This is a genomic window from Nitrospira sp. (assembly GCA_029194675.1).
Lineage (GTDB): Bacteria > Nitrospirota > Nitrospiria > Nitrospirales > Nitrospiraceae > Nitrospira_D.
In genome coordinates this window covers 90,019-112,464 of sequence record JARFXP010000003.1, presented here as the reverse complement: position 1 = coordinate 112,464, position 22,446 = coordinate 90,019, and the positions used below count along the sequence as shown (strand labels likewise).

The window sequence follows — 22,446 nt, the reverse complement described above, 5'->3', positions numbered from 1 at the left end:
TTCCTCACGTTGCCTCGCCTCCCAACCCGCTAATTGTCTAGTTCCGTCGACCTCATTTCGGATGATCCAAGCAATTCATTTCACACGGAAGGTTTGTGCCGATGCTCCAAATTGAATCCATCAGCAAGCAATATTCCACGAAACTGCTACTTACTGAGGCCTCCGCGCATCTTCGCCCGAATTCTCGAGTCGGTTTGGTCGGGCCGAACGGCGCCGGCAAAACTACCCTCTTTCGCATGGTCCTTGGTGAAGAATCGCCGGACAAAGGCTCGATTCGCAAGCGGCCTCGGCTTCGGATCGGCTACCTCCCACAGGAACTCGAAACGATTACCGGCAAAACCGTCCTCGATGCCGCGCATCGCGATGAGTATCCTGAGCACGAAGCGAAGCGCATTTTGATGGGATTGGGGTTTACGGAGGTCGATTTCGATCGTCTTGTCGAGAAACTGTCCGGAGGCTACCGGATGCGGGTTGCGCTGGCGCATTTGCTCTTATCCAACCCCGATGTATTGATGCTCGACGAGCCGACCAACCATTTGGATAAACCGACACAGCGCTGGTTCGAGCAGTTTCTGCTCCAATCCGGCATGACGCTTCTGATCATCAGCCACGACACCGCCTTTTTGGATCGGGTCGTCACACACATCTGGGAACTACGGCATCATAAGATCGAGGAATATCGAGGTAACTACACTCTCTTCCGCAAACTAAAGATGGAACGGGATACGCAGCTGCACGCCTCTGCAGCTCGCCAATCCAAAGAAATCGCCCGAGTCCAAAAGTTCGTCGATCGCTTTCGGTACCAGGCTAACAAGGCCAGTCAGGTTCAATCGCGACTGAAGCAGCTGGAAAAGATCAAGCGGATTGAAATCCAACGAGATCCAAAACGAGTCAAGTTCCGGTTTCCCCTTCCGTCAGCCAGCGGCCGCCAGGTATTGGACCTCGCCGGAGCGAGCAAACGTTATGGTGAAAAGGTGGTCTATAAGACACTCGATTTTTCCGTGGAGCGTAGCCAACGTATCGCACTGGTCGGTGAAAATGGGGCGGGGAAAAGCACTCTCTTGAAGATGCTTGCAGGTGTGCTTCCTCTCGATACGGGCACCAGAACCGTGGGGCACGGCGTGAGCTTGCACTACTTCGCCCAACATCAGGCGGAAACCCTGAACCCCGAGCATTCGATTCTCGAATCTCTCGAAGAAGTCACCAAACATGCGGAGATGAATTTTCTGCGTGGGATCGCGGGCGCCTTCTTGTTTTCCGGCCAGGATCAGAAAAAACCGATCAAGGCTTTGAGCGGTGGTGAGCGGAACCGGGTGGCCTTAGCCCGCATGCTGGTCGAACCCGCCAATACCTTACTGCTCGACGAGCCGACGAACCATTTGGATCCGGCCTCGGTGGATGTGCTCACAGATGCATTGGCTGAATTCCCTGGGACCATCATCTTCATTTCCCATGACCCGACGTTTCTGGCGCGCATCGCCACCCGGGTCGTTGAGATCGAAGAGGGACAGGCCCGAAACTACATCGGCGATTATGAGTACTACCTGTGGAAGAAGGCTCAGGAGTTCGAATCGATCAAGGAAACGAGCGAGGAACTCAAGGGAGCCGCGCAGCCAGCCGCTTCAGGCCCTACCCGCGCGATGGAGCAGCAAGTACTGCCAAAAGGACGAGGAGGAGAGCGGCGCGACCTGACCAAGACTCAAGCACGATTGGAAAAGCAAGTGTCTCGAGCGGAAGCAGAAATTACCGAGGCTGAGACCAAGATCAAGACGCGTGAAGCGGAGCTGGCCGATCCTCAACTCTACGCCGAGTTCGACCGTTGGAATCTCCTGCATCAAGAACAGGAGAATTGGAAGCGCGATCTCGAACGACTGACCTCACGCTGGGAATCGCTGTCGGCAGAATTGGACAATGTAAAACAACAGCTCATATCTCTGGGTTAGCGCTGCCTCCATATAGGTCGGCACGCTGGTGGTCGTCAATGGCGCGATGCGGTTGTGAAAGAGAACCTTAAACAGAGGCCTTGAGGGTTTCCTCGAGGTAGTAATACAGCCAACGGTTCTTCTCTTTCGTCACCAATTCGTCCCACACCACTCCGATCAAGAAACCTTTCTTGTCCCAAGGCTTGACCCAGGCGACGGTTCCGTCGAGCTTTTCCTGTTGCTCGACTCGATCGGAATCGAGGAAGGCAAGCGAAACAGTGACCTTTTCATTCGGAGGGAAGCGATCTTTGGTGTGAAGACCGGCCCCGATCTTGTTTACATTATCCAGGACCGCGGTACTCGCGCGTCCGCCGCTTTTCGGCGACACCAAGGCGGAGCCGACCAAGGTGGCCCGGACAAATTTCCTCCGTTCGCTCAGTGCAGCCACGCCACCTGACGATTTTCCTTCTGTTCGCTTCATCACTCTAAGTATAACCGATTAGACAAGAATGTAAAAGAGGATAATTGGCCCTATTCTGGCGGCTTGGGGCGGTAATACCGTCGATCCTTGAGCGGTCCTGGCAGGTGGGATTGTTCCGTTTGGGCGAGGGGGTCGTCATGGACATAACGATACTCATTCCCATAGCCTAATCCCTTCATCAGCGAGGTCACGGCATTTCGAAGATGGAGGGGAACTCCAAGGTTTCCATGGGCTTTGACGTCCCGGAGGGCCTCTAACAGACCGACATAAGACGCGTTGTCTTTGGGGCCCGAAGCGAGATACGTCGTGCCTTGAGCCAGATTGATCTGTGCTTCAGGCAGCCCCACGAATTGAACGGCCTGCGCGACAGACATGGCGACCATCAGAGCCAAGGGGTCGGCATTGCCGATATCCTCGGAGGCAAAGATCACCATACGCCTTGCGATGAATTTCGGATCCTCGCCGGCATCCAGCATACGGGCGAGCCAATAGAGCGCCCCGTTCGGATCGGAATCGCGAAGGCTTTTGATGTAAGCCGAGATGACGTTGTAGTGTTCTTCGCCCGTCTTGTCGTACCGCAGCGCCTTCCTCCCCAGCGCGGCTTCCAACATCGCTTTATCGATCACACGCGTGCCATCTGGTCCAGTCGGCGCTTGCGTCACCACGAAGTCCAACGATGTGAGCACCGCCCGCGCATCACCGTTGCTGAACGAGATCAGCCGCTGCCGGGCCTCCGGTGAGAACTGCGCTTTGTACTTGCCTAGACCCCGTTCGACGTCGGCTAGCGCACGATCATGAATCAGACCTAACGCCTCCTCAGTAAGCGGTTTGAGGACAACAACCAAAGACCGCGACAGTAGCGGGCTGATAACCTCGAAGGAAGGATTCTCCGTGGTCGCCCCGACTAGAATGATAGTGCCACGTTCGACATGAGGAAGAAAGGCATCCTGCTGCGCCTTGTTGAAGCGGTGGATCTCGTCGACAAACAAGATGGTCCGCTGTCCAGTCAGCGCCTGGCGTTGTTCGGCTGCTTTGATGAGTGTGCGCAACTCGGGCACGCCGCTGGTCACGGCCGAGAACGGGACAAACTGGGCCTTCGTATGCCGGGCAATGAGATGAGCCAACGTCGTCTTCCCTGAACCGGGTGGCCCCCAGAAGATCACGGACGAGAGCTGATCGGCTTCGATCGCCCGTCGCAGCGGCCGATCCGGCGCCGTGATATCGTCTTGCCCTACAAAATCCGCAAACTGCCGCGGCCGCATCCGCTCAGCGAGAGGGGCCTGGACCGTGTCTTCGCGGCGAGGAGAAGTGAACAGATCAGCAGCTTGATCGCGAGAACGGGTCATCTCACTCCTTGAGAATAGCGGGAATTGTATACGCCGTGCCGTATGATCGCAAACAGCCTCTTGACCGTGCAGGCAGCCGATGGTACGAACACCGCAGAATAGGGAAAGGGCCGTGCAAGCCAAAATCAACGGCATCACCTTGGCGTTCACCGATCAAGGGACAGGGCTTCCCATCATCTTTCTCCATGCCTTCCCGCTCAACCGCACCATGTGGAAGGAACAGGAAGAGACACTGTCGTCCCAGTTCCGAGTCATCACCATCGATTTGCGCGGACATGGCGAATCCGATGCGCCGCTCTGGCGCTATACCCTGGACCAAGCGGCCGATGATGTGCGCGGTCTGCTTGACCGCTTGTCGATCCAGCAGGCCGTCTTCGTCGGGCTTTCCATGGGAGGCTACCTCCTGTTCGCGTTCTATCGAAAGTATCCCGACCGTGTGAAAGGTATGGTCCTAGCCGATACGAGAGCCCAGGCAGATACCGACGGAGGGAAGCAGGCGCGGTTTGAAATGGCTCAGGTCGCGTATAAACAGGGGCCGAGTGCCGTTGCCGACATCATGATTCCGAAATTGCTGAGCCCCGAAACGGTCCAGACAAGACCAGAGCTGGTTCAACGAGTGCGCAGGATGATCGAGGGCAATCAAGTCAGCGGCATAGCGGGCGACTTAATGGCAATGGCAGAAAGGCCCGATTCCATCCCCCTCCTTGAAAGGATGACCTGTCCTGTCCAAATTATCGTCGGTGAACTGGATCTTCCCACCCCACCCCCTGACGCCAAGCTTCTGGCAGACCGGATTCCCAACGCTCGCCTGGCCATTATTCCGGGAGCCGCCCATCTTTCGAACCTGGAACAGCCTCGCCCATTCACCGAAGCCGTCCGCTCTTTTGTTTTGAGCACAACGAGGTAACAGGAGAGCGAGAGGGAAACCGCCGAAAACTCAGTCTGGATCACCGACGCTGCCGTGACGAATCAGCTTTAAAAACTCCTCCCGAGTCTGCGATTGATTGCGGAATGCTCCCAACATGGAGCTGGTGACGGCTATGGTGTTTTGTTTTTCCACCCCGCGCATCATCATGCAGAGATGTCGAGCCTCGACGACGACCCCGACGCCGTGCGCGTTCAACTTGGTGCTCAAGGTTTCGGCGATCTGGACGGTCAGCCGTTCCTGTACTTGTAGTCGCCTCGAAAATGTATCGACAATCCGAGGAATCTTACTGAGGCCGACGACCTTCTTGTTGGGTAAGTAGCCGACATGCGCTCTCCCGAAAAACGGCAACAGGTGGTGCTCACACATGCTGAAAAAATCGATGTCTTTGACGATGACCATCTCGTCGTATTCGATCGGAAACAGCGCACCGTTCAACAGATGGTCGATATCGCGTTGATAGCCCTGCGTCATGAAAGCCAGCGCTTTGGCCACTCGCTCGGGAGTTTTGAGCAGACCGTTTCGACTCGGCTTTTCCCCCAAGGCGAACAGCAGCTCGGTAACCAGAGATTGGAGCACCGGTAAGTCCACGGGCTTCCCACTCCCGCTGATGTCCTCAACTGGTTCTCGTTTGTTCTTTCTCTTCTGTTGATTCCTCACTCCGTCCCCTCACCGTTTCAAGCGACGCCCGCATATTCGAAGTAGTTGTCTCTCGTCTCGATGACTCCGACCTTTTGTAGACAGCCGTTAGCCAATAACGGCTCCAGGATGTCCCAAATTAGTTTGACGATGTTCTCCCCAGTTGTGGTTAGTTCGGCAAACGCAGGGTCACGATTGAGGTCCAAATGATCGAAGCGATCGATGATCCTCTCGTTAACCAGCCGGTCGAGTCGATCAAGGTCACGCGATTCATGCTCCGCTCCGCTCTTGATTGTGACCAGCACAACATAGTTATGCCCATGACCATTTGGATTATTACATTTTCCGAAGGCAGCCCAATTCTCTTCGGCCGAGAGGAGGTCAGTGTGAAGCCTGTGTGCGGCGCAAAAACGATACCGCCTTGTCACATGTACCTGTGACATTCGATTGTGTGTCTCTTGGAGTGGAATAAACGGTGAGGACCGCTCAGGGTATGAGCGATCCTCACCTGGAGGTTCATTGCCGGCATTCTACGGCGATCCCGTGGCGACGATTCCTCGGGCAAGCTTACGCGCTGAACGAGCTGCCGCAGCCGCATGTCGTTTTGGCCTGAGGATTCTTGATCGAAAAGCCGGAGCCCTGCACGCTGTCGACGTAGTCGACTTCCGCACCTTGCAGCAACGGCGCGCTCTGAGAATCCATAATGAGCTTCACTTCACCCTTTTCGATAACGGTATCGTCTTCGGCCATTTTGGATTCAAAGGCCATCCCATACTGGTAGCCATGACACCCGCCGCCGCGGACGTACACCCGCAATCCGACGACGTCTTTTTCCTCGGCCATCAACTCCTTGATCTTCTGTTCCGCCACCGACGTAATTGTAACCATCGTCTTCCTCCTCTATGGGTCAGTCCAACCCGCCCCAACGGGTTAGAAGGTTAGTCTAACACCTCTCCCTCCAATATCAACCCCACGCTTCCGTCGCCGCTGCTGCTGGATTCTCCCATTTAGCTTCCGGCACGCGCACGACAACATCTCCCAAGACACGTGCCTGGCACGCAAGGCGATGCCACGGCTCTGTCAATGCTTCTCGATCCAGCAAGTCTTGCTCATCGAAATCGATCTCCGAGAGGTGCTCATGCCCCATCTGAACTTCCACTCGGCAAGTCGTGCAGGAGGCATTTCCTCCACAGTCATGATTCAACCGGAACCCCACTTCTTTTGCAGCATCGAGGAGAGAAATGTTCTCTTCCACTTCCCCGCTTCGCCCGTCCGAATGAAGAAAAGTCACCCGCGGCATGACTCCTCCTAAGAATGAGCACCAATCCCCGCCGGCGCTTCCTGATAGGGACACTTCTGCAGCCGAATATGATCCTCATATTCGTGACGGAACAGCTTCAAACTGCTTTGCACCAATACTGAGGCTCCGGTTACGAGGGTGCAGTACCCAGTCCCTTTGACGAATCCACACAGTTGGAGCAGACTGTCCAGGTCTTTTTGAGTACCCTGCCCCGATTCAATCTTGGTCATCAGCGCGGCTAAATTGATGGTCCCCATTCGGCACGGGGGACATTGCCCGCAACTCTCGTTCTTGAAAAAATTTGAAAAGTGCAGCGTCTTGGCCACCATACAGGTCGCATCATCGACGACGATCACACCGGCCGATCCTAGCCCCGTCCCGGCCTTCTTCAACGAATCGAAATCCATGGGAAGATCGAGCTGATCAGCCGTTACCATGGAAAACGCCGGACCACCGGGAAAGACAGCCTTGATCTTGCGACCATTGGGAACCCCGCCGCCGCATTGCTCGATCAGATCACGGATCGTTATACCCATCGGCATCTCGTACACACCGGGACGATTGATCGCGCCGCTCAATGAAAACATCATTGTTCCTGGACACTTCTCCGTTCCAACTTGCGTAAACCACGCGGCGCCTTTGTGAAGAATCCTAGGAATATTGCACAAGGTCTCCACATTGTTGACGAGAGTCGGCTTGCCATAGAGGCCGAAGTCCGTCGGATAGAACGGAGGTTTCTGCCGTGGCATCGCCGGACGGCCCTGCATCGACTCAAGCATGGCCGTCTCTTCACCGGCCACGTAGCTGCCATGGCCTTCAAAAACCTCTAGCTCAATATCGGTCTCACTGCCCAACACATTCTTCCCTATAAGTCCTCGTTCTCTCGCTTGGGCTAACGCTTTCTTCAGGTTCTGCTGCTCTTCATGGTACTCATGATTCACGTAAATGAAGGACGCTTTCGCCTGCACCGTATGGGACGCGATCAGACAGCCTTCGATCAATTGGTGCGGCAATGTTTTCAATAGATGCCGGTCTTTGAACGTGCCTGGCTCGTGCTCACCGGCATTACAGACAAAATATCGCTCTGGGACTCGATGGTTCAGAACCTTGTCCCATTTGATGCCCGTCGGAAACCCTGCTCCACCTCGCCCTCTCAGTCCGGCTTTCTTCAGTTCATCAATAACTTGAGCCGCCTTCAATTCTTTGACACAACGCTTCCAGGCTTCATACCCACCAACTTTGAGATACCCCTCGATCTCCCAAGGGGCACCCTCCGTCTGTTGTACAAGGCGTGGTTCTTTACTCGTAGACATACTTGTGCCGATCTACGTCCTCAATGTGGAAATCGTACTATACGGCTCCACCTCTTCGTCCGTCAAGGCAATGGGCAAGGCAACAGGCTTAAATAGGCCAGAATCTCAAGAAGTTAAGGCTGGGGACCTACTCCGAGGCTGGGTCTTGAGGGCAGGAGAAATAAAGTCGAGATGTAAACCTGGCCGGTAGAGTTTACCCCCACCGGCCAAGAAAGGTACAGATTCTATCTAAAGTGGCTGCCGGCACCCATGAAAAGCAACATGGGAATCGACAGCATGAAATTCACGCGTGAGGCCAGCAATGCGCTCCGTCCCCACTGAGCCATCTCAGGGGGGGCCGGAGTCCCCTGAGCCGCGGCCGTGACGGCAGCAATGATCTTCTTCTGGTTCGGCCAGATAATCCCATGGACATTGCCCATCATGATAATGCCGAGCAGCCCACCGATCGCCAAGGCGACCGCTCCCGTTCCGCCTTTATGATACATGTGGCCATACAACAACACACCGGCAAGCACAGTCACCGTCGCTCCGTGCCGGAACCAATTGAGTGCCATCGGCATGAGCTTTGGGATCACGATATTTTTGGTGGGACCATCCAAGCTTTTCAGGAAGGCGGCGTTGATCAAGTTGAAGAAATACAAGAGCCCGATCCACGTGATCCCGGCCAGGAAGTGAATCCAGCGAAGGATCAGAGAAGCCCACTCGGCTTCACCCGCGCCAATTCCTGTTAAGCCCAAATATATGACTATCAATACGATGGACAGCGCAAATCCCGCCCCCATCGTCTGCATCGGATCTTCAAGAAATTTCATTGCTCCCTCTCCTCTGAACGGTTGATTGCCTAGTCCGATGTCTGTACTGTAGCTTTTCTCCGCTTGTCAAGCCACCAGGTTGGACTGATCGTCGCTCACTTGTCAGTGGTCACTCGTCAATGATGAGGGACTCGTCTTCTTTCCACTGACCCATCCCTATGTCATCAACCGATCGACTGCGGCGCAGAGTTCTCGCACCGCGCTGGCCGACGTTTCCAACGCCGCCCGTTCATCGCTGGTCAATTCATACTCCAGAATCTGTTCGGCCCCGCCCCGTCCGAGCTTCACCGGAACCCCGACGACCACGTTTTTGAGTCCGTACTCCCCTTCACACAGCACCGCACAGGGCATCACCTGCTTCTCATCCTTATGGATCGATTCAACCATCGCCACCGCCGAGGCGGACGGCGCATAGAAGGCACTGCCCGCTTTCAAAAGGCCCACGATTTCAGCGCCCCCGTGTCGCGTTCGTTTGACGATCGCGTCGAGTTTCTCCTTCGACATGAGTTCCGACACCGGCCTACCTCGTACGGTTGTATACCGCGGCAGCGGCACCATCGTATCGCCATGTCCTCCCAACACCATCGCCTGCACCTCCGTGGCAGGCACCTTCAGTTCAGCGGCAATGAACGTCCGCATTCTTGCCGAGTCCAACACTCCGGCCATCCCGATGATTCTCGATCTAGGGAGACCGCTGACAGAACGCGCTACGTGGACCATGGCGTCCAATGGATTGGTGACGAGGATCAGGATAATGTCCGCAGAGTGGGAGACTAATTCCCTGACGACGGATTGCACGATTTTGGCATTCGTCGCCAGCAACTCATCTCGACTCATGCCGGGCTTTCTCGGCTTGCCGGATGTGATCACGGCGATCGATGATCCAGCTGTTTCGGCGTAATCGTTGGTGCCGACCACCTGCGTGCTGTACCCACAGACCGGCCCCGCCTGTGAAATATCGAGTGCCTTGCCCTGTGGAATCCCTTGGGCAATATCGACCAGCACCACGTCGTAGAGATTCTTCTCGGCCAACCGCTGCGCCGTCGTCCCTCCGACGTTTCCCGCACCGACTACCGTGACTTTCGGTCGCTTCATCATGACCACCTCACTCTTCACGCATGTTCGTGCTCCGTCCAGCCTGCAACTTTGAAGTTGATCGTACAGACAAAATTATCTCCGTCGTAGAAATTGACCTTGATCTTCTTCTTGCCGAATGTGTTTGCCAGAAACTCCTCCGGATGGTCGACGAGTTCTTGAAAGCCGCCCGGAGAATACTCACTCAGGTCATGAAAGACCACGATCATCCCTTCTTTGACCTCCTGCAATACTTTTATTCGGCAACGAGGATAGACTTCCCAGAACTTTGCTTCAATCATCTCTTTCGTCGGCTCCGGACGATCTTCACCCGGCTTCACGGCCTGTCCGAACTTGGCCAGTCGACGGACATAGGGATACTGATGCCCTGTGAAGAGCTTATACAACCATGCAGGGATCGCCGGCTTTCCGATCGAATTCGTCATGTTCTTGACTTCTACGCCGTCAATCGTCTGTAAATTCCAGGCAACTTCGCCGGAAGGGCCTCGACGCGGTCTATGACGCAGTATCCTGCATCGGCGTACATGCTGCGTAGATAATTTTCAGCCTCCCGATCGATGGTGATACAAAAAGGTTCGATTCCCTGTTGTCTTGCCTCGCGAAGTGCCACCTTCGTATCTTCCAACGAGTAGTCGTCCTTGTACTCGTCGTCCAAGGGTCTTCCATCGCTCAACAGCACGAGGATTCGGCTCTTGGCTTCCCGTGTCAGCAGCCTCGCTGTTGCGTGCCGAATCGCCGCGCCGTCGCGATTCTGATGACGAGGAGCCAGGCCACCAAGACGACGAGCTGTCGCCGCCCCAAGTCGATCGTCAAAGTCTTTGATCGTGAGAAACTCTATCTTCGCTCGTCCTTGGCCCGAGTAAGCATAGAGTCCATACTGATCGCCGACGGCATCCAGTGCTTCACAGAGCAATACTAGGCCCTCCTTCTCAACATCGATCACCCGCCGACCCGTTCCGAGATCTCGGCTTGTGGATCCACTGACATCAACGAGGAAAGCCACCGCCACGTCGCGCTCTCGTTTTTCCCGCCGGATGTACAGCCGATCGTCGCCTTCCATGCCTGCCCGCTGTTCCGCTGTTCGCCGGACAGCGGCATCGAGATCCACCTCTTCACCGTCGGGTTGCCCCGCGACGCGGCGGAAGGCTGGTGGACGCAAACCTTCAAAAACCCTGCGCAGTGACTTGACGGTGCTCTGGTGGGAGATCAACGTCTCCGTGACGAAGCCGTCGGATCCCAGATCCGCTGGTTGTTCAACCACACGACACCAGTTGATCCGAAAGTCTCCAATCCGATAATCCCATTCAGGGTAGACGATGGCTCGTCCTCCATGAGCCGTTGGCTCCTGTTGCCATTGGGTGTCAGCTTCAAGCATTAGGCATCCTTCAACGGCTGATAGCAATGAACGCCCTTCGCTCAACAGATCTCTGCTTCCGGGAGCTTGCTCACCGCTCCGGACCTTCTCCTTCGTTCGACCGTCCGATTGTGCCCCAGACTCATATTGCTGGTCGAATTGTTCCTCAGTCCACGTGATGAACTCCGGATTCATCGAGCCACGATAGGCCACATCGGTCACGGCGCGATATTGGTCGCTCGGTTGCTCCGGTTTCGTCCGTCCCGTTTCCGTATCCTTCGGCTCCTCACGTTTCTCTGTGCGTATCATCTCGCCGCGAGCCGCCAGCAGTTCTTCCAACCGCACGTAGACACCATCGACCACACGAACCGCTTCTTCTGCCGTGGCCGTAGTCTTGAGAACCGAACGGCACATGCTCCAGAGGATAGAGACTTCTTCCCTGACAGCCTTGGGCACTGCGGTATCTACCGTTTCACCGGTGGAGAGTCTCAGGAGACCATCGACGATCAGTTCCTTGGCCGTCACTCCATGAGCCGGATCGCGCGGAGCGATGGCTTCAGCAGCGTATCGCGCAAGGTCGCACCGGAGTCCCGGATACTCGATTTGCAGCAGGAATTCGATACGCGCATCTTCCAGCACCGTCCAGAGGTCCCGCACCAGCTCGAGGTTCGGATACATCTGAAAGAAGGCGGCCAATGTCTCTGGTCTCGCTTCATTGGATCGACCATACCGGCGTCGTACGGTTTCAACCAAATCGGCGAGAGATTCAAGGCGGAGGTCATAGGTACCAAACTCCAAATGTCCAGCTTCATGCGCCGCCATCACCAGATAGAGACGTTCGTTTTCCGCGGCCGTCGGATATCGACGGAGCAGCGCCGGCAAGGAAATGCTCCGACCGTCGGGACTGACCGTCGCCCGAGCTGGAGAAGTCACAGAATCTGGCAGGGCCATCACGGCGACGTCGGTTCCACAGAGTCCCTGGACGAACAGTTTCACTCGTCGCGCGACCTGCCGAAACGGCACCCCGCTCAAAGCTTGTTCGACCGAAGCCAGCGCTTTTCTTGACTCCACTGCAAAATAAGCACGCGCTCCCTCTAGGCTGTAGGCCGCTACTTCCATCCCCGCCTTGAACCAATTCTCGAATCGCGCGAGGGCTTCAGGTCCATTTCCGATGAGTCCGACGAGTTCAGAGGCACGACGCAGGTAATCGAGAGTCACTTCACCGTGCTGCTCGGCAAGCAGGGCGCCGTACTGCAACAGCCGGATCCGCCAATCCATCGACGGCAACGTTCTTAAGAGGGTGGGTGACTCTGCGAGCCATGTTAGGCTGGACTCTGGTGAATGTTCAGCCAACAGGCGGCACAGGGATACCACCTTTTCCCGAACGGGAGGGTCTTCGACATTTCCAAGGATCGATGGGCTGGTCCTGAGAAACTCCATGGTGGCCACATAGTCCGGCTTCCCAAGGCTATTCGGCACGATCAATTTCATGCCCACCGTGGCCCAACTACGCACACTCTCCCAAGACAGCACGGGAGCCAGCTTGGAGATTTGTCGGATAAACTCAAGACCGACGACGACATTGACCTCAGTCAGTTCGATGCCGATCTCGAGCCAGGGTCGCAACTGTGTGGCAGGAACCTCTGCCAGAATCTGCGGGGCATGTCGGATGTATTCGAGCGCCACGTTGGCATCTTGCTCAGCGATTTCCAGACCGATTGTTAAGACTTCTGTGCGCGCATCACCTTCTTCGATCAGCCCAAGGACCAAGGGGCTATCTTTGAAATATTTGAGCGCGGATGCCCCTGATGACTGAGCCAGCGCCGCTCCGAGATCGAGCCACAAAATGATATGCGCGAGGCCGGCCCGTCGGTTAAGCTCAGGCAATGCCGCCACCGCTGAGCCTGCTGCCTTTTCGGACAACTCTTGGAGCTCATCCAGCAGGGTCAGTACCCGTGCCTCAGCATCCGGTTTACCGGTGGCCGGTTGCAAAGCAGCCACCACGGTCTCCGCGACCGCCGGACTCAACTCGGGAACCAGCCGCTGTAGCAAGATCTGTCGACTTGACATGTCCTTCACGACTTATTACGAGAATCAGCTGAGAGCACGGATTGTAAAGCAGCGAATTATCCTTGTAAACTAGCGACACTGCCCGTCACCGCTGGAGGAAGAAGTCCATGGCCGAACCGACGCAGGAAAGCCTCGATAAGATCAGGAAGTTCGTACAGGGTTTTGCTGAAAAAAGCGGAACCGCGATGCACCCCAATACTGCCGTGACGGAGGCGGTGGTCAAGGGATTAGCGTCCCATATCGACGAACTCGGGAAACCGCTCTGCCCTTGCAACTTTTACAAGGACAAAGAAGCCGAAGCCAAGCTCCGACGCTGGATCTGCGCCTGCGACGAAATGCAGATCTACAAGTACTGTCATTGTCTCCTGTTTGTTCGTGAAGATGGGATGCCGATTACGGAATATTTGCCGGATGGCCACGAAGGTCGCGAAGTGTATGGTCTTGTCACCGATCCGACCCCGGACAAAGGCCGCGCCCTCAAACACAAATCCCTCCCGCCTTCAACCGTGCCCGACGAGCCCGCCGCAGCGTCGGCTTCCTCGACATGACGTGGCGTGACAGGCAACTCAGGTTCTGGCTTGCAGGGTTGTTGCTGATCAGCGGCTTCCCTGTCACACCGGCACAGGCGGTGGCGTCGGGCTCATCGAGCCCACCGTCCTTCAACGAGAAAGAATTCTTCGCCTACAGAGCGAAAGGTCGGGGAAGTGCGGCCGGACAGGTGTTCTTGCGCACACCCTCTGGAAGAGCCGTGACGCAGGCGGGAGCCTCGATCTACTTGATTCCAATGGTTCCATATACTCGCTATTGGTTTGATAAGAATGTGCGGGATTACTCCTGCCCTCTCAAAGGTGGGGCCTCGTCTTCAGAACCCCTCATGACTCAGGGGTCGCCTGTGGAATGCCTTCGGGAGATCATGGCCCAACTGCTGACCGATAAACGTCTGATTCCCTATCTCCGTACGACGAGAGCCAATCCAACCGGTCATTTTTGGTTCACGAAAGTTCCCGGCGGCCGGTATTATGTCGTCAGTCTCCTTGAGGGGAGTGGTGGAGCCCATCAGGATGAGCGGGCGATGGGAATCGCCTGGCTGACCATGGACCTCGAAGCCGACGAAAAAGCAACCAACCTGGTGGTCACGGATTGCAAGAGCAGCCTCTGCTGAGCAACCGCTTCCATTGCTGCCGGTCTGCGTGGTCCTATCATGAGGTAGACCATGAGAATTCTGCTCGTTGAAGACGATGCGGATCTTGCTCAATTCATAAGAAAAGGATTGAAAGAAGAGTACTACGCGGTGGACGTTGCAGCCGACGGCGAAGCAGGCTTGGCGTTGGCGCTGAACAACCCCTACGATCTCGTGATTCTCGACGTTATGCTGCCGAAGCTTGACGGTTTGACCCTCTGCCGCCGAGTTCGTGACAAAGGAATCATGACTCCGGTGCTCCTATTGACGGCGCGCAACACGCTGGAGACCAAAGTCTCCGGATTTGATACCGGAGCGGATCAATTTTTGCCCAAGCCATTCGCGTTCGTGGAACTGCTGGCTCAAATCAGGGCCCTGCTGCGCCGAGGCAGTTCCCAGCAGCTCGCTCACCTGCAGGCGGCCGACTTGAGATTGGACCCTGCTGCTCACCGCGTCTGGCGGGGAGGACAGGAAATCTCGTTGACGAATAAAGAGTATGCCCTGCTTGAGTTCTTGCTGCGGAACAAGAATCGGGTGCTCACTCGAACGGCGATCATCGAACATGTGTGGGATATCAGCTATGACCCCATGACGAACATCGTCGACACTCATATTCGGGCCCTGCGCTCCAAGATCGACCGTGACTTTTCGCCGCCTTTGATCGCCACCGTCCGCGGCGCGGGATATATGCTCGAAGAGCCGAAAACGCCTCCGTGAAATCGCTCCGCAGCTTGATCAGCTGGTCCGCCTTCGTCTTGCTGGCGGGGCTCCTCGTGTTTTCGGCGCTGGTGTACGCCGTCAGCGAGGTATTGTTGCATCGTTTTGTGGACGGACGGCTCTTCGCGTTGGCAGAGACGCTTGCCGATATTGTGAAGCGGCATCCTGATCTTATCGATCAGGGCAGCCAGGATGGCCTGCGGGCAGACGTGCGGCGGTCATATGAGCTGCCTGAAGTTCCTCATTCGCTTCGCGTCTTCTCCATAGATGGTCGGCTCCTCTGGAAAAGTTCCCATGCCGAGACGCAGTCGTCGATTTCTGCCGACGTCCTGCAGCGACTCCAGCGTGACCACGCAGTGTTCGAAACTGTCGACTCGACCAGCGTCCCCGCTCGACAACTGTTTCTGTCCGTCGCACAAGGCGGTCAACGGCGGTACGTATTGCAAGCCGAAGCCTCATTGCTCCACTATCGTGAAACTCTGAACGGTCTGGTGTTTCTGCTGGCTCTGGGATCCGGGGCCACTCTTTTTGTCGCCTGGGTCGGAAGCCTCTGGCTGTCAAAGAAGGTGCTGGCCCCGATCGAGGCCTTATGCGCGGGCGCCGAAACGATGTCGGAAGCCGATCTCGGAAAACGGCTGGCGGTGGATTCACCTCACCGCGAATTTCGTCGACTGACCCAGGCGGTCAACTCCGTCTTGGATCGGTTCCAGCGAGGCAGCGAAGTTCAACGGAACTTCTGCGAAATCGCCGCACACGAGATGAAAACCCCCTTGACCATCTTGCGGGGCAACCTGGAGGTCGCGCTCATGAAAGCGAGGACCGTCGAAGAATATCACGAGGTGCTGCTCAACAACCTCCAGCAAGTGGATCGGCTCATCGCCTTGACTCGCCCATTGTTGACTTTGGCGAAATTTACCAGTAGCAAACCGCCGGTCAATCTTGTCCCGCTAGCCTTGGAGCCGCTGATTCAAGAGATCGTGGATGAACTGATGCTCTTGGCGGATGACCACCGGATTGCCCTGACATTCGAGTCCCAACCGGTCCCGTCCGTCCTCGGCGATGTACAGTGGCTCAAACAGGCGCTGATCAATCTGCTCGACAATGCGCTGCGGTACACCCCATCCGGCGGTTCCGTCACGGTTCGCCTACAAACAATCAGTTCCAAGGTCACCGTGGCCGTCGAGGACACGGGGCATGGCATCGAACCGGAGCATATTCCCCATCTGTTCGAGCGATTCTACCGCACTGATTGGGCCCGAGCGAAAGATTCCGCCGGTACCGGCCTTGGATTGCCCATCGTGAAAGAAATCATGGATGCTCATGGAGGTAGTATTTCCGTCACCAGCGAAGTCAACAAAGGCTCTGTCTTCACCCTGCGTTTACCAGCCCTCGCCCAGCAGACGGTTCCTGCTTAGAGTTCTCAAGGCATTTTGGCCTCGTCCCACCTACGTTCGGACTCCATTTTAACTCGTCTCCTACCCGGCATTTTGTCTTGCCAAGTGAATGCTTCTCTTCCAGAACGACTTTCCCCTGCAAACTTTGCCGTAGCACTCCACTCATTATGATCATCGCACCATCCTTCGCACACAATTCACATGACAGAAACCAACGCGAAACGTTCTCTCCATAAGCTGCACCGGGTCACTCGGTAATGGCCTCTCGCCGCAACTGCTGAACTGCTTTCCCATTGAAGAGAGATGGGAAGCGATGCGACGTGACACAACGAGACAACATCGGCAGCATGATTCCCCACGAGCGGGATGAAGAGCTCTTCACATAAAAAGCTCTTCACCTTGACTTCATCCTGTCTTGCTGTTAATTGGTTATTTTCTTTTTAAGGAGGATTCCAAAGTAATGGCAAATATCATCGCTGCTTCAATGGTTTGTTTTCCGTATATCATTGTGGGACTCGGACAAGCGATCATCGTGGGAACGCATTTGGCCGGAAGAGCAGTTCGTGACACCGGCGAGACCGCAGGTCGGGTGATCTCTCTCACGACATTTGACGAGAGCGTTATGGCATCACGCAAAGAAGATACACGCTGCACGGTTTGCTTCATACCCGGGTGTCCCATATTTACACCGCGTTGAGAACCTTCAACGGACCGGACGAGGGATGTGGCTGGAATATCCGATGGGAAAATCCGACTGTTCGCTTCACCTTCTTTTAAGATGCCTACATATTGGGGGTCTTATTCTCCTTAACGAGAATATCGAATTTCCTGAGAATCGCCAATAATGAAGAAGTCTTCATGATCTCATCATGGAGTTTTCATCTTGAAAGCGTACCTAATGAGGAAAGTAAAAGGAGGTGAGCTTCTAGCATGATTTCCCTCATCGAAGTCTTCATAGTGGCCGGAATATTCGGAGTACTGTACACAATGTTGCAGCTCGCCCGAAGGTGACAGAACCTGGCTATGGGCGATGCCGTAGAACGACGGGTTGTAGGGTGTAACTGGAAGTCGGCATAGAAGATCCTGTCGAAAACCACGCGTTGGTGATCGGGATCGCCCACTGCAGAGAAAGCGTCTTCCGCTTGGTTCTTGATGTTGTGGTGCAGTGTAAATTGGTCATAAGTGCAACATCGTGAGATCTGGTCGGTATTGGATTGGGGCTTCTTACTTCCAATCCGGAGGTTCGTGAAGCCTGAGGCTGCTCCACACCATCTTCCAAGTCCTTCCAAAACATAAGAAGCGCGCTCATTGGACTCTCCCATTTGTACCGACCAATTCTTCCTTGAAGGTTTCCAGACATCGACCACCTGTTTCATACGGACCAATTCAATCGGGTAGAGTAGTCAGGATCGTTGAATGATGAAGATTTCTTCACGATCTCATCATCAATCATTCATCTTTGAGCGGTATACTCCCCATTGAGTGAAGGGAGGTGACGTACCGTGACGACTATATTTTTTGCCTTGCTCGCGCTGACCGCTGTTTTTGGATTTATGTATAAGGCGGTGTTCCTTGACGGTGAAAAGTAAATAGAACGGTTCTCCTCTCACGGCTAGAGCAGGGACGTCATCATTCCATCGGTAGCCCGAGGGTACGCACTTCGATGCGCGCCGTGTCCCGCAGCGTCGTCCACGAACGGCGACACGGCGCAGCTTCCTTGTTGTCAGTCGAGTTCGTAGAGATACATGAGGAGGAAGCTTCTCGATCGTCACTGCGGTGTGAACGAATATGAACTTCGGTCCTACTTCCGTTCTTTGATCGCCCGTTCCACTTCTCTGCTGGCTTCCCGAGTTTTGATCGATTCTCGGCGATCATGCTGTTTCTTCCCTTTGGCTAATCCAAGCTCCACCTTAGCCTGACCTCGGTCAGAAAAATAGATTCGGAGCGGGATCAGGGTGAGCCCCTTCTGCTGGGTTTTACCGAGGAGCTTGTTGATCTCCTTTCGATGAAGGAGCAATTTGCGGGTCCTGATCGGATCATGGTTCATAATGTTGCCGTGACTATAGGGACTGATGTGGCAGTGATGGAGAAAGACCTCCCCATCTTTGACGTCCGCATAACTGTCTTGTAAGTTTACTCGTCTGTCCCGAAGGGATTTCACCTCGGTGCCCTTGAGGACAATCCCGGCCTCGAACTTTTCTTCGATAAAATAATCGTGGTAGGCTTTCCGATTGGTGGCCACGACTTTCCGATGATCTTCCGTCTCTTTAGCCATGACCCGACACCCCGCCTTGATCTATTTCTCCCCTACCGCCTATGATGCCACATGACCGGCCCAGGTACACTCGATCCCTTCGGCAGCATCCTCTCAGGGCTTTCCAAGCGACTCGGCCTTGAATCGAGACTAGTGGAACTTCGTTTGCAGCGTCGCTGGTGGGACATCGTGGGCGAACCCATGGCTTCCCACACCTGGCCGGCCCAGATTCGATTCAAGAAGCTTTACCTCATCGTTAGGAATTCCGTCTGGCTACAGCAGTTGACGTTCCTCAAACCAGCACTCTTAGCTAAGCTGCAGGCAGAGTCAGGAACGGGGTCTGTCACGGACATTGCCTTTCGCGTCGGAGAGATTCCCGGTGAAAGGGAGGTTTCCCCCGCAAGCCTCGCCACCGACCTCGGGTCCGCTCAGTCAGAGAAATCTTGGGCTGAGCTGGTATCGCAGACCGCCATGATTCAAGATCCGACTATCCGCGAGCGGCTTAGAGAGGTGATATCGAGATACCCTGCTCAGCTTCCGCCTCAACCGGCAAAGGGGCCGTCACAAGTCCCTTGAAGAGGATCCGTGTGTCGCTGGTGACCTGCCCATTCTTGAGGATAGGGCCTATTCCTCCTTCTTCATCCTGATCCTGGAGTCGATAGTATCCGCGCATCGATCTTTCATAGTCGTTAACGACTGTCGCGTCTCCGGCCAGATATTTCGCCAGGACTTCTGGATCAGTCCGCCTGTGATCATCAAACACGTAAATCACGATATGTCTGTACCGGCCTTCCGGATCGCCTGGAGTTGTCGGATAGATCTTCATGGGACCGAAATCGCGCGTCTGATGGCCGATCTTTCGAAACCGCTTAACCAGTTTTTCGACCTGGTCATCTTGCGTCCCTGAAGGAACATCCGTCGCCACGAGATAGCTGGACTGAGCACCGACAGTATAGGGAGGAATCGAGCGATCGGGGCGACTGAGATACATCCCTCCCCAGATCAAGGCGAAGGATCCCACGAAGACACTGAGCGCAAACTTGACGACAACATCGAGCGGCTTCTCGGTCTTGGGACCAGTGGGAGGAATGGGAGTCGAAATCCGATGGTACATTGAACAACTGCGCGGCTCGGTCGGGTTAGGCTTCGGGGATCTCTCCCGGACCAGCGTCCTCTCGTTCGACCGCTTCCGCCAGTCTCGCGACACCTACGACTCGATCCCCCTCGCCATCGAGGTCGAGAATGCGAACCCCTTGGGTATTCCGACCGATTTCGCGAATGTCGTCCACCTTGCAACGAAGCACTTTGCCCTGCGCGGCGATCAACATGATTTCGTCGCCATCTCGTACTTGCAGGAATCCGACGGCCGGTCCGTTTCGCTCGGTCGTCTTGACACTGATGATGCCTTTGCCTCCACGACCCTGTACCCGATATTCGCCCACCGGCGTTCGCTTGCCGTAGCCACCTTCCGTGACGGTCAGAATCGATGTGGTGGAATCGGGGGTGATGGTTTCCATCCCAATCACCTCATTTCCCTCTTCAAGCGTGATCCCTTTCACGCCATAAGCCGCCCGACCTACCGGTCGCACGTCATCCTCTTTGAATCGAATGGTAATGCCCTGTTTGGTTCCAAGAAGAATCTCCCGCTGTCCGTCGGTCAGTTGGACTTCGATGAGCCTATCGCCCGGTTCCAATCCGAGCGCAATGATCCCCCCTTGCCTCGGGTTGCCGAAGGCAGACAGTTCCGTCTTCTTGATGATGCCGTTCTTCGTGGCCATCATGACATACCGGTCAGCCCGGAACTCTTTGACCGGCAAGATGGCCGTAACCTTTTCACTGCCGGACAGAGCGAGCAGATTGACAAGAGCTTTGCCTTTCGCGGCGCGGCTGGCTTCCGGAATTTCATGCACCTTCAGCCAATACACCTTTCCGGCGTCCGTGAAAAAGAGGAGTGAATCATGGGTCGAGGCGGTAAAGAGATGTTCGACGAAATCTTCCTCTTTGATACCCATCCCGATCTTACCCTTACCGCCTCGTCGCTGCGCGCGATACAGCGATACGGCATTTCGCTTGATATATCCGGCATGAGATATCGTGACGACCACCTCTTCTTCTGCGATAAGATCTTCGAGGCTGATCTCCGCCTCTTCCTTGACGATCTGGGTGCGCCGCTCGTCCTGATAGGCCTCACGAATTTCGGCCAGCTCGTCTTTGATGATGGTCCGGACCAGCGCCTCGCTCGCGAGCACCGACTTGAGATATTCGATCTGCTTCAGCACCTCCTGGTATTCGTCGACGAGTTTGGTTCGCTCGAGCTGTGTCAGACGCTGGAGCCGCATATCGAGGATCGCGGTGGCTTGGATTTCGGTGAGGTCGAACTGCCGTATCAGCCCAGCCCGCGCTTCGTCGGGCGATTGGGACCGTCTGATGAGCCCGATGACGGCATCGAGATGGTCGAGTGCGATCTTAAGCCCTTCCAGAATATGGGCCCGCTCTTCGGCTTTTCGTAGCTCGAAAGCCGTCCGCCTCACCACGACTTCGCGACGATGCTCGAGGAAGTGACCCAAGATCTGCTTCAAGTTCAGGATTTCCGGGCGATTGTTGACCAACGCGAGCATGATGACGCCGAACGTGGCTTCAAGCTGGGTGTGCTTATACAGGTTGTTCAACACCACCAAGGGGATTTCACCCCGCTTCAGCTCGATCACCACCCGCACCCCTTCGCGGTCTGATGACTCATCCCGCAGATCGGAGATACCCTTGATTCGATCCTCTTGAACCAATTCGGCTATCTTCTCGATCAACTTCGCCTTGTTAACTTGATACGGAACCTCCGTGACGATCAGGCGCTCGCGCTCGGTACGCTGGTCGGTTTCCACGACCACTTTCGCCCGCAGCGTCAGGAGACCCCGGCCAGTCTCGTAAGCCTCCTTAATGCCGCTCATGCCGTAGATGAACCCGGCCGTGGGGAAATCAGGGCCGGGGATCTTCTTCATCAGTTGGGCGATCGTGACTTCTGGGCTCTCCAACAACAGAAGCAAGCCATCGATGATCTCAGCGATGTTGTGCGTCGGGATGTTCGTGGCATAGCCCACCGCGATGCCGCCCGCTCCATTGATCAGGAGATTCGGCACCTTGGTCGGTAGAACCAGAGGTTCTTGCCTCGATTCGTCGTAATTCGGCCCGAAATCCACGGTTTCCCTGTCGATGTCGGCCAACATCTCTTCAGCCAGCTTCGTCATGCGAGCTTCGGTATACCGTTCTGCGGCCGGAGGATCGCCATCCATCGAACCATAATTCCCCTGACCGTCGATGAGCGGGTAGCGCATGTTGAAGTCTTGCGCCATCCGGACGAGCGCGTCGTAGATGGGCATGTTCCCGTGTGGATGATAGTTCCCCATGACTTCGCCGACGATCTTGGCCGATTTGCGGTAGGCCCGGTTGGAGGCGAGGCCCATTTCATTCATACCGAACAAGATGCGGCGATGAACCGGTTTGAGCCCGTCGCGGACGTCGGGCAGTGCGCGTCCCACGATCACGCTCATCGCGTAGCTCAAGTACGACGAGCGCATTTCGTCTTCGATATCGATATGTTCTAGTCGTTCATCGGGAGGCATTCTTCCCTCGGATGCTGAAAATGATCA

The 22,446-nt window shown here is 55.5% G+C and carries 20 protein-coding genes; 6 read left to right on the top strand and 14 right to left on the bottom strand.

Translation table 11 applies throughout. The annotated features are described in order from the left end of the window. The first annotated feature begins 101 nt into the window (after window positions 1-101). Window positions 102-1,943, top strand: a complete 1,842-nt coding sequence (locus P0120_15450) for an ABC-F family ATP-binding cassette domain-containing protein (protein ID MDF0675715.1) — start codon at window positions 102-104, stop codon at window positions 1,941-1,943. Between the two features lie 67 nt (window positions 1,944-2,010). Here the strand turns inward: P0120_15450 and P0120_15445 are convergent, their stop codons facing one another. Then, the gene (locus P0120_15445) at window positions 2,011-2,370 is read right to left on the bottom strand and encodes a PilZ domain-containing protein (GenBank protein MDF0675714.1); all 360 of its coding nucleotides are present in this window, start codon (window positions 2,368-2,370) and stop codon (window positions 2,011-2,013) included. Between the two features lie 83 nt (window positions 2,371-2,453). Further along, window positions 2,454-3,749, bottom strand: a complete 1,296-nt coding sequence (locus P0120_15440) for a replication-associated recombination protein A (GenBank protein MDF0675713.1) — start codon at window positions 3,747-3,749, stop codon at window positions 2,454-2,456. A gap of 79 nt (window positions 3,750-3,828) precedes the next feature. Here P0120_15440 and P0120_15435 point away from each other — a divergent pair, with 79 nt between their 5' ends. Then, entirely contained in the window at window positions 3,829-4,656 is an 828-nt protein-coding gene (locus P0120_15435) for an alpha/beta fold hydrolase (protein ID MDF0675712.1), read from the top strand. 30 nt (window positions 4,657-4,686) lie between these two features. Here P0120_15435 and folE read toward each other — a convergent pair whose 3' ends face one another. The 9 genes from folE to P0120_15390 form a co-directional block, all read right to left on the bottom strand. Next, window positions 4,687-5,253 (bottom strand): GTP cyclohydrolase I FolE, encoded by a 567-nt coding sequence (folE, locus tag P0120_15430; protein ID MDF0675711.1) that lies wholly within the window; start codon window positions 5,251-5,253, stop codon window positions 4,687-4,689. A 98-nt stretch (window positions 5,254-5,351) separates the two neighbouring features. Continuing rightward, a complete protein-coding gene (locus tag P0120_15425) occupies window positions 5,352-5,756 on the bottom strand; it encodes a 6-carboxytetrahydropterin synthase (GenBank protein ID MDF0675710.1) in 405 nt (134 codons plus the stop codon). A gap of 124 nt (window positions 5,757-5,880) precedes the next feature. Then, on the bottom strand, window positions 5,881-6,201 hold the full coding sequence (erpA, locus tag P0120_15420; protein MDF0675709.1) for an iron-sulfur cluster insertion protein ErpA: 321 nt from the start codon (window positions 6,199-6,201) through the stop codon (window positions 5,881-5,883). A gap of 76 nt (window positions 6,202-6,277) precedes the next feature. After that, a complete protein-coding gene (locus P0120_15415; GenBank protein ID MDF0675708.1) occupies window positions 6,278-6,613 on the bottom strand; it encodes a 2Fe-2S iron-sulfur cluster-binding protein in 336 nt (111 codons plus the stop codon). Between the two features lie 8 nt (window positions 6,614-6,621). Then, window positions 6,622-7,926 (bottom strand): NADH-quinone oxidoreductase subunit NuoF, encoded by a 1,305-nt coding sequence (nuoF, locus tag P0120_15410; GenBank protein ID MDF0675707.1) that lies wholly within the window; start codon window positions 7,924-7,926, stop codon window positions 6,622-6,624. A gap of 224 nt (window positions 7,927-8,150) precedes the next feature. After that, entirely contained in the window at window positions 8,151-8,738 is a 588-nt protein-coding gene (locus tag P0120_15405; protein ID MDF0675706.1) for a urate hydroxylase PuuD, read from the bottom strand. A 156-nt stretch (window positions 8,739-8,894) separates the two neighbouring features. Then, window positions 8,895-9,836: a malate dehydrogenase gene (gene mdh, locus P0120_15400; GenBank protein ID MDF0675705.1), complete on the bottom strand. Its 942-nt coding sequence runs from the start codon at window positions 9,834-9,836 to the stop codon at window positions 8,895-8,897. Window positions 9,837-9,850: 14 nt separating this feature from the next. After that, a complete protein-coding gene (locus tag P0120_15395) occupies window positions 9,851-10,258 on the bottom strand; it encodes a hypothetical protein (protein ID MDF0675704.1) in 408 nt (135 codons plus the stop codon). Between the two features lie 11 nt (window positions 10,259-10,269). After that, a complete protein-coding gene (locus P0120_15390; protein MDF0675703.1) occupies window positions 10,270-13,257 on the bottom strand; it encodes a VWA domain-containing protein in 2,988 nt (995 codons plus the stop codon). A gap of 107 nt (window positions 13,258-13,364) precedes the next feature. On the opposite strand from P0120_15390, the gene P0120_15385 reads away from it, so the two are divergent. The 4 genes from P0120_15385 to P0120_15370 are packed head-to-tail and all read left to right on the top strand — an operon-like array spanning window position 13,365 to window position 16,569. Continuing rightward, on the top strand, window positions 13,365-13,805 hold the full coding sequence (locus tag P0120_15385) for a ferredoxin-thioredoxin reductase catalytic domain-containing protein (protein MDF0675702.1): 441 nt from the start codon (window positions 13,365-13,367) through the stop codon (window positions 13,803-13,805). Continuing rightward, a complete protein-coding gene (locus P0120_15380) occupies window positions 13,802-14,419 on the top strand; it encodes a hypothetical protein (GenBank protein MDF0675701.1) in 618 nt (205 codons plus the stop codon). The genes P0120_15385 and P0120_15380 overlap by 4 nt, the downstream gene beginning before the upstream one ends. Window positions 14,420-14,470: 51 nt before the next feature. Beyond that, entirely contained in the window at window positions 14,471-15,154 is a 684-nt protein-coding gene (locus P0120_15375; protein MDF0675700.1) for a response regulator transcription factor, read from the top strand. Further along, on the top strand, window positions 15,151-16,569 hold the full coding sequence (locus P0120_15370; protein MDF0675699.1) for an ATP-binding protein: 1,419 nt from the start codon (window positions 15,151-15,153) through the stop codon (window positions 16,567-16,569). Before P0120_15375 ends, P0120_15370 begins: the two co-directional genes overlap by 4 nt. 1,780 nt (window positions 16,570-18,349) lie before the next feature. On the opposite strand, the gene smpB is transcribed toward P0120_15370, so the two are convergent. The 3 genes from smpB to gyrA all read right to left on the bottom strand — a co-directional run bounded on the left by smpB (window position 18,350) and on the right by gyrA (window position 22,419). Continuing rightward, a complete protein-coding gene (smpB, locus tag P0120_15365) occupies window positions 18,350-18,823 on the bottom strand; it encodes an SsrA-binding protein SmpB (protein ID MDF0675698.1) in 474 nt (157 codons plus the stop codon). Between the two features lie 481 nt (window positions 18,824-19,304). After that, window positions 19,305-19,916: a hypothetical protein gene (locus P0120_15360; protein MDF0675697.1), complete on the bottom strand. Its 612-nt coding sequence runs from the start codon at window positions 19,914-19,916 to the stop codon at window positions 19,305-19,307. 25 nt (window positions 19,917-19,941) lie between these two features. Next, window positions 19,942-22,419: a DNA gyrase subunit A gene (gene gyrA / locus P0120_15355; protein MDF0675696.1), complete on the bottom strand. Its 2,478-nt coding sequence runs from the start codon at window positions 22,417-22,419 to the stop codon at window positions 19,942-19,944. Window positions 22,420-22,446: the final 27 nt, after the last annotated feature.